The following is a 14,266-nucleotide window of genomic DNA, read 5'->3' as shown; positions in this document are numbered from 1 at the left end:
AGCGGACAGTCAGAAACAAATGCTTCGACGAGCCGATAGCAAAAGTCCAGCCGGCAACAATTTAAGAATTTCAACGAATTCCAGCCATCGCTTCGGTTGATAACGATGACCAAATGCTTGTCTGCCCAGCTGAGTATATTTGGCCACAAAAGCAGTCTTCCCTGCCGTATAAGCATCACGATCATGCTCATACTCGGCCATTAACCGTCGCTTAAGGGACGCATATTGACTGGCGATCTCAGGATGTGCGATCAAATAGTCGCGAAAGTAAAGTTCGCCCCAATCGCCAGCCGGCCTCACATGTAAACGAAAAACGCGGTCTGCAAAGCCGGCTGGCGTGTAACCTTTATTAAAATCAAGCGTGGCAGCGGCTTGGTTTTGATTCATCAAGCGCCACCTTGCGTGTTGCAGGCGAGCAATGACTGTCCTGCGGTCATAGTCCGCTGGTAATTCGAGCAGAATATCGACAATCGGTTTGGCCAGCAAACCAGGCACTGCCGTACTGCCGATGTGACTAATACACGTAATTTGCACGCCTTGCAATACCTGCAGTAAGGCGGCGCGTTCTTCCTGATACCAAGCAGCATAGTTGGGATCAGGCGTTTTTAGAATAATCGGGAAAAGCTGCCATAATTCCTGCAAGCTCATCTCTTCCAACTTTTTCATGCCCTGATACCGTCCTTTTCCACCTTACTTCGCTTCAACAGCAATGAAGATGTCTCCACATTTGGCTCGTATCCGATAACCGCGCCGTGCTATAATGATCGCAGAAAGCGCATGGTGTGTGACCATCACGCGCAATGCAGGCCGTTAAAGACGGCTGGCATTAAATGACAGCAATTAGACCGTCACTCTTCCCAGGAGTTTACTGACGGTCTTTTTTTGACTTCTGTTAGTTTAACGCTAGCAATCACGAGTTTGAGTAAGCCACCGAACGCGATCATCAGCGCGATTGCATCACCAACGGGAATCAACAAGACACCTCCCTTCACTTAGAGTTTGAATGTTCACCATAGGCGACCACCTCACAATGTGATTGGATTTGCCCAACCGTCATCAACTTTCTGCGCTACAATTCTATCATATGCCAGACGCAATTACTGCTCACATACAAACGATTGATCACTTCCATCACTAGTTCGAAACATATACATGATTCTCCAGCATGTTACACTAAAATCAGTCACCAAAATCTGCAGGAATTCCCATGCACACCCTTTTAGCCATCATCACCGCAATCAGCGCCGCCGTCAGTCTGGGCTTCGCCATTCAAGCCTATACCCAATCACGCAATACCAATGGACCAGCTTCAACCAATGCCAAATACGCCTTTTCCAGAAGCTTGGCTTTAGCGCTAGCAGCGTGCGGCTTGGTTATCATTCACGATTCAGGCTATCTGATTGCGTTAGCCGTTGTGATGAGCGGTGTCCAATTATTCGACGGGATCATCGGGCTAAAGATCAGCCGGTTCAAAACTTTCGGTCCACTGCTGACAGCCATCGCCAATCTGATTGTCTTGATCCTGTTCTTAACGATCTGACCATAAACAAGCCACAACAAAAGACGCTTGCCAACAACTCTGGCAAACGTCTTATTTATTAATTAACTCACTTTGCTAAATACTGTCGTTCCTGATCCTTAACCCCAGTCAACAAGAAGTCCCCAGCAAAGTACTTCGGATTAGCCTGATAATCATCCGCGGCATAAGGCACCTTATCGCTAAAGACCTGCTCGTATTCCGCTACTGACAATCGCTTGCGAGCATCTAACATCGCAACATGTTCTTGACCATGCAACATATCGCCAAACCCTGGCTGCAAAGTCCCAGAGAAGAACTCACCAACCGCACCAGAGCCATAAGAGAACAACCCGATCCGATCGCCGGCTTGCAGGCTGGCGTCGCCTTCCAGCAGCGACAACAAGCCCAGATAAAGCGAGCCGGTGTACAAGTTGCCGATGCGGCGGGTGTATTGAATGCTGTGGTCAAAGCGCGTCTTTAAGCTGGCTTGTTGCGCTTCGTCGGCTTCTGGCAAGGCCAAGCGCAAGGCTTTCAGGCCCATTTTGGTATAAGGCAGATGAAAGCACAAAGCCGCAAAATCAGTTATCGCGTGCTTGGTTTGCGCCTTGTATTGCGCCCACACCTTCGTGAAGAAGCTGAGATATTGTTCGGTGGAGTACTTGCCTTTGGCCAGCGCCTGATCGGTATAGACTGGACGCCAGAAGTCCATGATCGACTCGCTGCGATACACCGAATCATCGTTTAGCGCCAACAAGCGCGGCTCAGCTTTGACCAACATTGCCACGGCACCGGCGCCTTGGGTGACTTCCCCGCCAGTCGCTAAGCCGTAGCGGGCGATGTCACTGGCGATCACCAGCGCGGTTTTGTCAGGATGGGCAGCGACGAAATCACGCGCCATCATCAACGCGGCGGTGCCGCCATAACAAGCTTCTTTGATTTCAAAAGCGCGCACCCATGGGCTAAGCTGCAATAATTGTTGCACATACAAACTGGCGGCTTTAGACGAATCGATTCCCGATTCCGTGCCCACTACCACCATCCCTAAGTCGCCGGCTTCAGCCAATAGCGGCTTGGCGGCGCTGGCAGCCATGGTCACAATGTCTTGGCTGCTTGGGGCAACGGCTTGTTGATCTTGGCCGATGCCGATGGTGTATTTGTCCGGCTCATCCCCGCGGGCCTTGGCCAATTCGATCAAGTCCAGATAAAACGCCGGTGTGGCCAGCGACATTTGGTCGATCCCAATTTTCACGATGTTATCCTCCAATGCGAATTTTCTCTAATAGGCGCTTTGCCGTGGCCAAGTCTTTGGTTTCATGCTGCAAGGCAAGCGCTACGGCCTGAATCTCTGCGCCTGTGGCTCCCGCTTGCATGGCCAAGGCGTTAGCTTGCAGCGCCATGTGGCCGGCTTGAATACCAGGGCCAGCCAGTGCGCGCAATGCGGCGAGGTTTTGCACCAAGCCCAGTGATGCGATCACTTGTTGCAAAGTGGCAACGTCTTGGTAATGGCCAAGCGCCAAAGCGTGCTGCGCTGCCGGCATGGCAGAAATCGCGCCGCCGACCACGCCTAAAGGCAAGGGCAAGGCGAGTTCACCAAGCAGCGTATCGCCATCCAGTGTCCAAGTGCTTAATCCGCGGTATTGCCCGCGGGCAGCGGCATAGGCATGCACCGCCGCAGCTACGGCGCGGGTGTCGTTGCCGGTGGCTAACACGGCGGCGTTGACGCCGTTCATGATGCCTTTGTTATGCGTCACCGCCCGCGCCACGTCAACTTGCGCCAACTTTGACAGCTGGGCGATGCGCGCGGCGATCACAGCGCCGGTGTCAGTTTTAGTTGCCAACGCCGCCACCGGTACCACCAGCTTAGCAGTGGTGAGCTGGTCACTGGCATTGGTCAAAATCGCCACTAACGCCTGTTGCTGCAGCCAGCCGCCGATCACTGCGGCTAAGTGCTCACAAATGGTGTTAACGATGTTGGCGCCCATGGCTTGTTGGGTGTCAACTTGCACGGTGATCTTCAAAAAATCGTCGATGATCGTGCAAATCACGTCGCGTAAGCCGCCGCCGCGGCGCACGATCGAAGGATGCGCGGCCTTTGCCGCTTCAGCCAACGCGTCAAAGCGTTCTTCTACCAGCGCTGCGGCTTGGGTAATATTAGGCAAATCAGCAAAAACGATTTCCCCTTCAACCAGATGCGCGCTGGTTGCGGCGGTGACGCCACCGGCGAGCTTGGCGATGCGCGCACCATTTGACGCCGCTGCCACCACTGATGGTTCTTCAGTGGCCATGGGCACGTTGTATATCGTACCGTTGACCGTTAAGTCGCGCGCCACGCCCAGCGGCAAGGCGAACTGGCCGATTTGATTCTCGCTGAGGTGGCTGGCAACGTCTGCGGGCAACAGGACATTTTGCCCCCACCAGTCGGCGTCTGGTTGGCTGAGTTGGCCTTCTGCCACTAACTGAGCCAGGCGCTGCTGGGTTGTGAGTTGATAGAACTTCATTGCGCGTGGACCTGCATGGCCACCGCCATGCCGCCGCCGATGCATAATGCTGCGACGCCGATGTGCTTGGGATTGTGCTGCAGCTGATGAACCAAGGTCACCAGCAGCCGTGCGCCTGAAGCGCCTAGCGGATGGCCTAAGGCAATGGCGCCGCCTAGTGGATTAAGCTTGGCGGCTGGCAGCTTCAAGTCGCGCGCCACCGCAACGCTTTGCGCCGCGAAGGCTTCGTTGAGTTCAAAAATATCCACGTCATCCATGGCTGTGCCGGTTTTGGCCAAGAGGTGTTCGATAGTGGCTTTCGGCGCATAACCCATGATCCGCGGGGCGATACCATATTCGGCGAAGCCATCGATCACCGCCAGCCAGCTCAAGCCTAATTCTTCTGCCTTGGTTTGGGTCATTATCAACAACGCTGCGGCACCGTCGTTGATACCACTGGCATTGCCGGCGGTGACGGTGCCGTTAGCGCGAAATGACGGGCGCAGCTTGGCCAGCTTCTCTAAGCTGGTGTCAGCGCGCGGGCCTTCGTCGCGCTTGACCACCGTCTCGCCTTTGCGGCTGTGCACGGTGATGGGCGTGATTTCATCGGCATAAGCGTCGCGCGCTTGTGCGACAAGCGCCTTGTGATGCGAGGCCAAGGCGAAGGCGTCTTGTTGCTGGCGAGAAACTTGGTATTCTTGGGCGACATTCTCGGCGGTGATGCCCATTGGTTCGTTAGAGAACGCGTCAGCCAAGCCATCGCGCATCATGCCGTCAACGAAGGACACGTCGCCAAGCTTCTTGCCAAAGCGCATATTCGGCGCGTAAAAAGGCGCCTGGCTCATGTTTTCGGTGCCGCCGACTAAGACGATTGCCGCGTCGCCCATGGCAATGGCGGCTTGGCCTAAGCGCACCGCTTTGAGACCGGAGCCGCAAACTTCATTGATGGTCATCGCCGTGCTGGTCGGCGCCATGCCGACGCCTAGCGCGATTTGGCGGGCAACGTTTTGCCCGGAGTTGGCTTGTAAGACGTTGCCGAAAATCGCTTGGTCGATCAGTGTCGGATCGATGCCGGCGTCTTCGATCACCGCTTTGGCGGCATGTTGGCCCAGTTCTACGGCACTGAGGCTGCTTAAAGCCCCGCCGAATTTGCCGATGGCGGTTCGCTTAGCACTCACGATCACAATGTTATCCATACACCCTCCAAAGTTCCGCCAGCCCTGCTGGCATAAGAAATTATCTTTGTCCATTATACGCGTTTTGCTATGGTGGCGAAAATGGCATTAAGCATTTCTTAATCGTACACAACCTAAATCCTCACCGAGGCACGCAAAAAGCCCTCCCAAACATGGAAGGACTTCGTTGATGCTAGTGTTCAGACGCCCCAGAAGTGGCATCTGGTGCGTCTGTGGAAGCAGGCGTGTCAGAAGCGGCATCGGCGGGTTTGGCGTCAGAAGCGGCATCGTCATGTTCAGAAGCGCCAGACGTGGCATCAGGGACAGCCGGTGCGTCGTCATGCTTGGAGGCGCCAGTTGAGGCATCGGCGCCAGACTTGGAAGCGCCGGTGTTGCCGTCGGTGGCCCAGGCGCCATTTTCAAAGAAGTTCAAGATGTGTTCCACCGAGCCGGTGAATTCGATGGTGCCCAGATACGAACCGTCGACGTCACGCAAAGCGTAATATTGGATCAAGACGCGGTGGCCATGCATCCACAACGGGCGGGACACGGAATCTTGGGAGCCGTCTTTGAAGGAGTTGATGATCTTCATCACGATCGGCAAGACACGCGGCGGGTGGCACTCATCGACGCCTTCGCCGATTTCGCGCGGATAACGCACGTGTTCGCGGTTAGGCTTGTTGGAATACCAAGAGAAGGTGTCGTTGTGGTCGATCAAGTCGATTTCAAACGGAATGGTCGAGAAGATCTGTTGCACCTCACGGAAGCTTAAGCGCCCAGTGGGAAAGTTGATGTAAGCATCGTCTAAATAAGGTTGATTGTGAGCCATATCGGAAACTCCTTCTGCAGTTGTGTCGATGAATGTGACGAAATTGGTGAAATACTGCTCTAACTGCTGGCGCACCTGCGCGTCAGTGACGTTGTTATCGACGAACACCTTTGCAGCATTGCCGATGAGCATCTCGTTGCCCGACAAAGTATAAGCATCACAATCTGGTGACGCCAAGATCTGCCGCAAGTGCTCTTGGGCCCGCGCGGAAGCCTGCGGACCATAGCTGGTGCCGACGATCATCGCCGGCTTGTGGTACAAGACGTTGGACTTATATGACAGCCATTCGATGGCGGACTTCAACGCCGCCGGAATCGAGTGGTCGTATTCCGGCGTGGAGAAAATGACCCCGTCGGCCATTTGCACGGCCTTCTTGAATTTCCACACCGCCATGTCTTGCGGCGTGTCCACGGAAAACGGCGGCAATTGGTCGATTTCCAAGATTTGAATATCGGCCATTTGCGCAAAGTGTTTCTGCATGTATTGCAGTAATAATCGATTATATGAGAAGTCGGCATTAGTACCGACGATCGCAGTCAGTTTCACGCTTGTTCCCCCTTTGCAGCCAGCTGGTGCATAGCCACGAACTTGTCGAAGCCGTCAACGCACTGGCTGAGAAAATCGATGGTGCCTTGGTCTTTGAGCTGGCCGTCGTCATCAAACGCGTCAACCGCGTGGCCCAACAAGAACTCGTTGCCTGGGAAGACTTGCGCGTTGACGCCTGGTGAATCCAGGATCTGGCGCAAGTGCAATTGCGCGCGCGATGAACCTTGGGCAAAGCTTGATGCACCAACGATCATCACTGGTTTGTCGGCAAAAGGATGCAGGCGATAGGATTCCCATTCGATCAGGCTCTTCAGCGGGGATGGCACGCTGTGATTATATTCTGGACAGGCAATAATCACGCCATCTGCTTCTTCGATTTGTTTGGCCAAAGCCACGGCAGGCTCTGGATCTGTTGCTGGGTGATTCTCGTTAAACATCGGCCAGCCGCCGGATTCGACGATGGTGATGTCGTGTTGGGTGTAGTGCATTTGCATAAATTGTAGCAGTAGTCGATTATACGAATGCTTGGCATTAGAGCCAACAATAGCGACATACTTCACATGACTCACTCCTTTAATAACGCTTATACCAGAATTGTAACCGATTTACAGACGTTTGCAAATGGCCTAGGCCGTAATCACTTGTGCCAATTGAACGGTTTCCTTGGTCATGGACAAATTCACAGTTCAGGCACCTTTTCACAAGCGGGTCGGAGCGGCGTTGCTTCGCGGCGTGGGGCAAGCGGCGGCGCAAGCGGTGCGGCCGGCTTCAACCGCGCTGAAAGACGCGCGTTTTACGCCTAAGCCTGGAGCCAGGTTCGCTTTGCTCACCGGCCCGTCTCCAGTCTTGCCGCGATCAGCACCGAAAGCCAAGCACAGCCCGCTTGTCTTTGGGTGCTGATCGGTTCACGGCTTGACCGCCGCTTGCCCCACGCCACTACGCAACCCCGCTCCTACATTAAGGGTATCAGCTTACAACCAAACATGGCATCAATAACGTAGCACAGCGCAACCGACACCCCTGACGCCATTTGGCCTCCGCCTCAGCTACCCCCAGTTGCCATTTCCTTCGTCGTAAGTTTCAGACCACAGCATCATCTATCAAACGTTGCGTGAACAGTCCGTCACCCTGCTTGATACACCGCAGGACTGGTCCCACGTTGCGCAGCGAAACCAGTCCAGGCTTAACCTAACCAGTTTTGAATTAAGCGCTCGTAATCGGGAATCAGTTGCTCTTGCTCAACAAACTGGCGGAAAGTGACCGCGACACTGCGCATTTCTTCTTTCAATTGCGGATCACGGACTGCTTGCAACTTGGTGCGCTGCGGATCAGTTTTGCCATGAAAAATCAGCCAATTGGACACTTGTTGCGGGGTCTGAATCGCCAGCCAATCTTTGGCCGGCACTGCATGCACTAAGGTGTCGGCGATGCGAATGCCGGTGGCGTCTAAGTCGCCCAGATAGGCCAAGTGCAAGCCTTGCGCCACCATGGCATTAAGCAAGGTCACATAAGCGGGCTGAAAATCGTTGCCGCCTTGATCGATCAGCGGCCAAGTCGGGTGAAGATGATGCAGCCAAATGAACACGCCGTTGTTTTCGATCACCACGGCGCGTTCCGTCGCCAGCGGCCAATTCATCAACTCTGGCACCTGCCACGGGTTGATGGTCAAAGGCTGCGGTAAATTAGTGGCAAAGACATTAGCAGCAGTCAGCGCCATGCCGATCAGCTTGGCGGATAACTCGTTAACCGGCTGTTGCAGGTAGTGGTTCACCACCCAATCGTAATAATGATAAACCGCCGGCGCCACACGCGGATCGGTCAAGGCATGGGCGGTGAGCCCGGCGTCGACGGCTTGTTGGCCGCGCGGCGGCAAAAGCGTGCCGGCTTTGATTTGATCAAACAACGTGTCTAAGTTGTGCGGGGCCATTTTGCCGGTGGCGGCTTGATAAGCCTTGGCGTATTCACTCATCGGCGGCCGCCTGCCAGCGCAAGACCTCGTGGACTTGGTTGGCGTGGAATTTGCCGTCGGTGCGTCTTGGCGCCAGCACTTCATAGGCGCGGTTGGCCACGCCATCGGCTAAGATCTTGGTTTGCGCACCGCTGGGCATGGTGGCGATGAAGTTGAAGCCAAAAGCGGCGATGGTTTGCGCAAACGCTTTGGCGGTTTCCGGATCCAGCTTATCGGCGAACTCGTCAAACATCACCAAGTGCGGCGCATCAGCGTTAGCTTGGCGCAGCTGCATTTTCGGCACCAACAGCAGCGGCAAGACCATGGCTTGGGCTTTCTCGGCACCAGAGCCGCCGGATTGCACGAAGGTGTCATCGACCAGCTCGGACACATCGGAGTGCCGGCGGAAGATGCGCACTTCAAAGCGCGACCACAGCCGCGTGTCCAACAAGCGCGTGGCTTCAGCCATAAACGCGTCATCGTCGTCAGCCAAAGTCGGATCCGCCACCAGCTGGGCGATGCGGGTTTTGACCAAATGGCGCAAGGCTGGACGCTGTTGCAAGGTCAAGTCTTTGGCTTCAGCGACAGCTGGCGTGGTGTCGCCAGGTTCGGCCACCAAGTCGATTTGCAGGCGAATGCCATCGGCGGCTTGACCTGCCGTCAACATCGCGTTATATTCCGGCACCACTTGATATTGCGAAGAAATGCTGAAAACCGCGGCGTTTAGGTAATTGGTTAAGGCCAAGTCGTTGCCGGAAGCGAGTTCTGCTTGCGCCTTTTGTTGGGCGGCCACGTCTGCTTGCAAGGCAGCCTGCGCTTCTACCAGGTCAAATGGTACCGTCATGATGTCCCCTTTCATCACGGTACGCGCTGCATGCAAAGCCGTGGCATAATCGTCGTAGCCTAACTCGGCAAACAATGCGTCTAACGCTTTGCTGGCGTCTTGGCCTTGGCGATTGGTACCTTCTAACAAATCACGAACGGTACTGCCAAGACCGCCGAAATCATGGCTGCGGATCTCGCTGCGGTGTTGACGGCTGAAAGTCAGCAATTCCGGTACATCCCCTACTGCCAAGTCTTTGAGCACCAGCGGCTGCAAGGTTTCAAGGCTTTGCGTCAGGGTTTGCGTTAAGTCATGGATCTGCGCTTTGGCTTGGGCAGCTTGGGCACGTTGCGCTTGAGCGCGCCCAGCTTGCACGCCGCGATCGCCTTGTAATTTGCCCACGGTTTGTTGCAAGGTGGCGACTTTATCTTCTAAGCCAGCCACTTGTTGATCCAAGGTTGGATCGATCACTAAAGCATCGCGTTGGGTAGTTAGATCTTTGATGGCTTGGGTGTTTTCTGCGGCGTTGAAGGCTGGATCGATTTGCGCGGTGAAATTGGCCACGGCTTGCTTTACCGCGTCGATTCGGGTGTTGGCCAAGGCTTGTTGTTGGGTATTGGCTTGTTGCTGCTGGTTGATGGCCACCACTTGTTTGACAGCCTCTGAAAGTTCAGCAAAGGCGGCTTGATCTTTCAGCCACACCGCCAGATCTGGTGCATCCTGGCGCAATTGCTGTTGTTTGGTCAATAATTCGTCGGCATGCGCGGACATTTTGCCAGCGCCTGTTTCATGGATCCTGGTGTTGTCAGCGTGTAAGGCGCTTTTGGCCTTATTGCTGCCAATGCCAGTGACATCTACATCGATGGCGGTGCCCATGTCTTGTTGCATGCCTTGCACCAGCGCGACGTCGGCGTTGCTTTGCGCGATGGCGTCAGTTAAGTGCTGATAATCCGCTAGCTGGCGGCGCTTTTGAGTCAAATACTGCTGCAAGCCGCTTAACACTTTAGCCGCGTTGACTTCAGCCAAAACTTGCGTGAGTTCTTGCATGTTGGCTGAGCGTGCATGCAATTGGGCAAACACGGCTTCACTTTGTTGGGTGAATTTGGCTTGGGCATCTTGCAGCGCCGCCAAGTCATCTTGAGCTTTGCGCAACTGTTCGCCAGCAGCAACCAATTGTTTCTGCAGTTGGGCATCACGCGCCGCATCTGCATGCCGATGGGCGATTTGCTCATCTAATGCCGCGCGTTGTTGCTCAAGCACCGCCTGTTGGGCTTGGCGCTTGTGCAAGTCACTCAATGCGGCATTAGCCTCAGTCAGTGAGGCTTGCACGCGGGCCAGCTCTTCATCAAAAGCGGCGACTTGCTGCTCAGCAGTCGTGGCGGCGCGAATGGCGGCGTCTGCTTGCGCCTGCGCTTGGGTGTAGGCTTGCAATTGGGTCGCAGCCAAGTGATTGAGATTGCCCCAAAACAAATTCTGTTGCATCCGCGCCAGGCGATCAAGGCCAGAGTGAATCCGGCCTAACAAGGCGGTGACTTGATTCAAAGCTTGTTGCGACTTGGCTAAAGGCGCAATGATTTGCGGCACATCGATGGGTTCTTGAGCTTCGCGCAAGGCGTTAGGAATCGGGGCAAAACGCGCATTGCCGGCAGTTAAAATCGGCGAGGCCAGCAAGCGATAGGCGTTGGCCAATTTGCCTAAACTGTCGCCAGAATCAAAGCCATACACACTGCCAGCCACGGCGCTGCGGTAGTCTTCCCATTTGGTGAAGAGCCGCAGCTCGGCACCTAAATTGCCATTGGCCAATTCAAAAGCGTCTTTGTCTAAGCTCACCCCAGCCTTATCGGTGCATACTAAATCCACTGGTTCACTGGAGTCGACGACAAACCACCAAGTAGCGGATTTGAAGCCGTCGCTTTGCCGATGCGCGCCGATGCCTAACACCACATGGCGCGAGTCTGAGGCCAGCTGCAGATAAGTGTAGCCGGTGCGTGTGGCATAAGCGCCTTTGCCCCAGCCCAGCAGCATCGACTTGAAGTCGCGCCGATCACGGGTACTGTTGCGCGGGCGGGTAGATTGCGCCACCGCGTCGGAGCTTTTGGCGGGGTTAAAAGACGGCGTGGCAATCGAGCCGTCGATCAACACTGGAAAGAAGGCGTTGGCTAAAGTCGTTTTGCCCACGGCGTTTTCGCCTAACAGCGTTAAGTTCCCTGAAGTGGACGCCTTGAGATCTAACTTGCGGTATTGCCCGAAGTTGCGCAGGTGATAAGAAATTGGATGTAGTTCAGTCGGCATAATCGTCGCTTCCTTCTGTGCTGATGGCGTAGCGCTTGGCGATGGGCGTCGCTTGCCAATAGCCGTGATGTTGATAGGCCAAAGCAGACAGGCGCAGCTCGTCTTTGACCAGCGTTTGGTTGATGTTGGCGTTGGGATACAATTGCTGGCAGACTTGGCGAATGCGCGGGCCTAAAGCATCGTCTGCCAAGCCGGCGCCTAGCGTGTGGGACACCGCCAGTGCGACAAAATACTGCTTGGCGTTCTTCTGGCGGCGCGTGGCGTCAAGCAGCATCGCGTAATCATCTCCTACTTCCAAATAGAAGCGCTGCGCATCCGCCCAAGCCGCGGCAATCGCTTGGGCGTTAGCCTGCACCACAGCAAATAAGTCTGGCTGGGTTGCTTTGGCCAAGTAGCGGTGTTTGAGCAGGTAAATGTTGGCGCGTTGAATATCGGTGTGCTTGGGCGAGTCTTGAGGCTTGGCGATGGCTTGCACCAAAAGATTGGCCACCGCGACGAAATCCACATCCACGTCCCAGAACTCTTCCACTTCGCGGACGCTTTCGCCGCTGGTTTCCGGCTGATCTGCCGTCAACAAGCCCAACCGCTGCTCAAACAGCTCACTGATCATTTTGCCAATTTCCACTTCATCCAGTTGCGGCACCACCGAATGCACCGCGGTGACCACCGGCCGCACCGCAACCACGCGATCAGCGGAGTTCTGCTGGACTTCGGGCATGTTGATGATGGCTTTTAACGTCGCTAACAACACCGCCACTTGCGCTTCAGACAAGCGGTCTGGGCCTTGCAACCACAAGAGGTTATCTTGAAACGGCAGCGGCGTGGTGCCAAACATATTCTGAAACCAGCCGTTGACCTTGCGCTTGCTGCTCGGCCGCGCAAATGCGGTGATCGCTGCGGCCTGCGCTGGCTTGGTGTCTGGGGTGATACTGGCGGTGAACACCGCGTGATCCAGCAATTGATTAATCACGGTGCGCTCTGGTTTGGTTAACTCACTCATGATCGTCCTCCTTGACAAAAGTCACCATAAACCCTTGCGGCAGCCATGACACATAATCTTCGCCTGTCACATGCACCACCACCGGCGCGCTGTTTTCCAGCACCGCAGCGGCAGCCACTGGCCGGCCGAATGCGGCAAAACTCGTCGGCTTATCGTATTGCGTTGCCGGATACAGCGCCACCACCGCATTGCGGGCGGCGCTGGTGGTGAACTCCAAGTGCCCGCTGATTTGCGCATGGGCCGCATCAACCATCACCTTTTGTTCAAATTCAGCTAACGCCTGCGCATCAGAGGCCGTTAAGTCAGGATCATCAGCGACTGGCGGGTTATCGGCTTCGGACACTTGCGCGCGGGTGCTGTCGCTTAACGCGCGCAGCACCGGGCGCATGCTGCCGGCTTCAAGCATATCTTGGCGCACGCTGGTGGTTAAATCGGCAATGGCCGCTTCACGCTCGTCTTTAGGCAAAGCTTCAACATCGGCCATGGCCGCTTTATCTAAGCGGTCCATTGGCAGGTGCTTCGGGAGGGCTTGCGGGAGCACGATATGGGCGGCTTTAGGCAGGAGCTTGTCGATTTGGGCGGTGAGGGCTTTGATGTCAACAGTTTGCCGCTTAACATGAGCGAATTCCGACGCCAGCAGCTGCACCGTGTCCCACAGCGTGGCAAACAACAAATACATCGAATCAAAAGACGCTTGAATCGCGCTGGTGCTGGGGTCAAAGCTTTGCGCCATCACCGCCACGCGCCGCATCACAAACGCCTCGGTGCTTTGGCGCTCGGCAGCAAGCGCTGCTTCATCGCCAATGGCCAGGTTCACCGCCAAGTTCTCACTGGTTTGGCGGCTTTGCGCCACCCGCTGGCCTAACTTGGCTTGTTGGGTCAGCCACTGCAAGACTTGCGCTTGCGCCAGCATTTGCCGATAAGCAGGGATGGCTTGATCATGCAGCATCGCCTGCAAATGGGCCGCAGCTTGTCCGCCATGGTCAAAAGCCAGATCTGAGGCGATTTCATGCAAGTCCACGTCGAGTTTGCGCAGGCCGTTCATCACATCGTCATACGCTGACAACATCCGGTTGAAGTCGTCAAACATCGTCATGTCAGCTACCGACATCTGCTCAAAATGCCGAAACTGCTGCACCAAGGCGCAATATTCCCCGATCCGCTTGGTGGACGCGACCACGGTGTTTTCCGCGTCGATCACCCGCTGCATCGCCTTGAGGTATTCGATACCGGCGGCGTTGATGCGGTAAACAAATGACTGAATGATATGAAACTTGCCGGAGCGCATGCGCTCGCGCACTTTGCGCGGCGTTTCTTCCACCAGGCGGGCTTGTTCGACTAAGACCTTGAGCACCCTTTTGAGCACCGCATCGGTGGCTTCAGACTCATCGGCTTCGCGGTATTCAGCGTTGTAGCGCGTCACCACATAACCCAAGGTCATCGGCGCGCCGCTGGTGCTGCCGTCGTGATACAGCAGCGACAGCAGCTGCCAGCCGGCCAGCGGGTGATCTTGAGAGCGGCCAAGATTCATCGAAAGCAGCAGCTGGCGTAAAGTGGGATTCATGGTCGCAGGCATAACAGGCCCTCCTTTTGGGCAATCGTTACCTTGATTATACGCGAAAACGCGCCGCAATTCGCTAGCGTAAGCGATTCGGCG

10 protein-coding genes and 1 pseudogene are annotated in these 14,266 nt (G+C 55.3%); 1 reads left to right on the top strand and 10 read right to left on the bottom strand.

The window, feature by feature from the left end; all coding sequences use genetic code 11:
* Nucleotides 1-9: 9 nt before the first annotated feature.
* Nucleotides 10-666 carry a GrpB family protein gene (locus ACGG90_RS09835; RefSeq protein ID WP_390408980.1) on the bottom strand — a complete coding sequence of 219 codons (657 nt, stop codon included), beginning with the start codon at nt 664-666 and terminating at the stop codon, nt 10-12.
* A 541-nt stretch (nt 667-1,207) separates the two neighbouring features.
* Between ACGG90_RS09835 and ACGG90_RS09830 the strand changes: the two genes are divergently transcribed.
* A complete protein-coding gene (locus ACGG90_RS09830; RefSeq protein WP_390408978.1) occupies nt 1,208-1,540 on the top strand; it encodes a hypothetical protein in 333 nt (110 codons plus the stop codon).
* Between the two features lie 67 nt (nt 1,541-1,607).
* On the opposite strand, the gene ACGG90_RS09825 is transcribed toward ACGG90_RS09830, so the two are convergent.
* From ACGG90_RS09825 to ACGG90_RS09785, 9 genes and pseudogenes are all read right to left on the bottom strand, one after another.
* The gene (locus ACGG90_RS09825; RefSeq protein WP_390408975.1) at nt 1,608-2,768 is read right to left on the bottom strand and encodes a hydroxymethylglutaryl-CoA synthase; all 1,161 of its coding nucleotides are present in this window, start codon (nt 2,766-2,768) and stop codon (nt 1,608-1,610) included.
* 4 nt (nt 2,769-2,772) lie between these two features.
* A complete protein-coding gene (locus ACGG90_RS09820) occupies nt 2,773-4,017 on the bottom strand; it encodes a hydroxymethylglutaryl-CoA reductase, degradative (RefSeq protein WP_390408972.1) in 1,245 nt (414 codons plus the stop codon).
* Complete coding sequence (locus ACGG90_RS09815; RefSeq protein WP_390408969.1) at nt 4,014-5,192, bottom strand: thiolase family protein; 1,179 nt, start codon at nt 5,190-5,192, stop codon at nt 4,014-4,016. Before ACGG90_RS09815 ends, ACGG90_RS09820 begins: the two co-directional genes overlap by 4 nt.
* A 172-nt stretch (nt 5,193-5,364) precedes the next feature.
* Nucleotides 5,365-6,546, bottom strand: coding sequence for an NAD(P)H-dependent oxidoreductase (locus ACGG90_RS09810; RefSeq protein WP_390408966.1), 1,182 nt, complete (start codon nt 6,544-6,546; stop codon nt 5,365-5,367).
* Nucleotides 6,547-6,581: 35 nt separating this feature from the next.
* Nucleotides 6,582-7,106: pseudogene (locus tag ACGG90_RS09805) on the bottom strand (NADPH-dependent FMN reductase); the annotation flags it as partial.
* Nucleotides 7,107-7,729: 623 nt separating this feature from the next.
* A complete protein-coding gene (locus ACGG90_RS09800; protein WP_390408962.1) occupies nt 7,730-8,515 on the bottom strand; it encodes a DUF2399 domain-containing protein in 786 nt (261 codons plus the stop codon).
* Complete coding sequence (locus ACGG90_RS09795) at nt 8,508-11,609, bottom strand: SbcC/MukB-like Walker B domain-containing protein (protein ID WP_390408959.1); 3,102 nt, start codon at nt 11,607-11,609, stop codon at nt 8,508-8,510. The genes ACGG90_RS09800 and ACGG90_RS09795 overlap by 8 nt, the downstream gene beginning before the upstream one ends.
* Nucleotides 11,599-12,609, bottom strand: coding sequence for a hypothetical protein (locus ACGG90_RS09790; RefSeq protein ID WP_390408956.1), 1,011 nt, complete (start codon nt 12,607-12,609; stop codon nt 11,599-11,601). The genes ACGG90_RS09795 and ACGG90_RS09790 overlap by 11 nt, the downstream gene beginning before the upstream one ends.
* A complete protein-coding gene (locus tag ACGG90_RS09785) occupies nt 12,602-14,185 on the bottom strand; it encodes a hypothetical protein (protein ID WP_390408953.1) in 1,584 nt (527 codons plus the stop codon). The genes ACGG90_RS09790 and ACGG90_RS09785 overlap by 8 nt, the downstream gene beginning before the upstream one ends.
* Nucleotides 14,186-14,266: the final 81 nt, after the last annotated feature.

Source organism: Lacticaseibacillus jixiensis (genome assembly GCF_042847315.1).
GTDB lineage: Bacteria > Bacillota > Bacilli > Lactobacillales > Lactobacillaceae > Lacticaseibacillus > Lacticaseibacillus jixiensis.
This window is presented reverse-complemented; position numbering and strand designations above follow the sequence as displayed.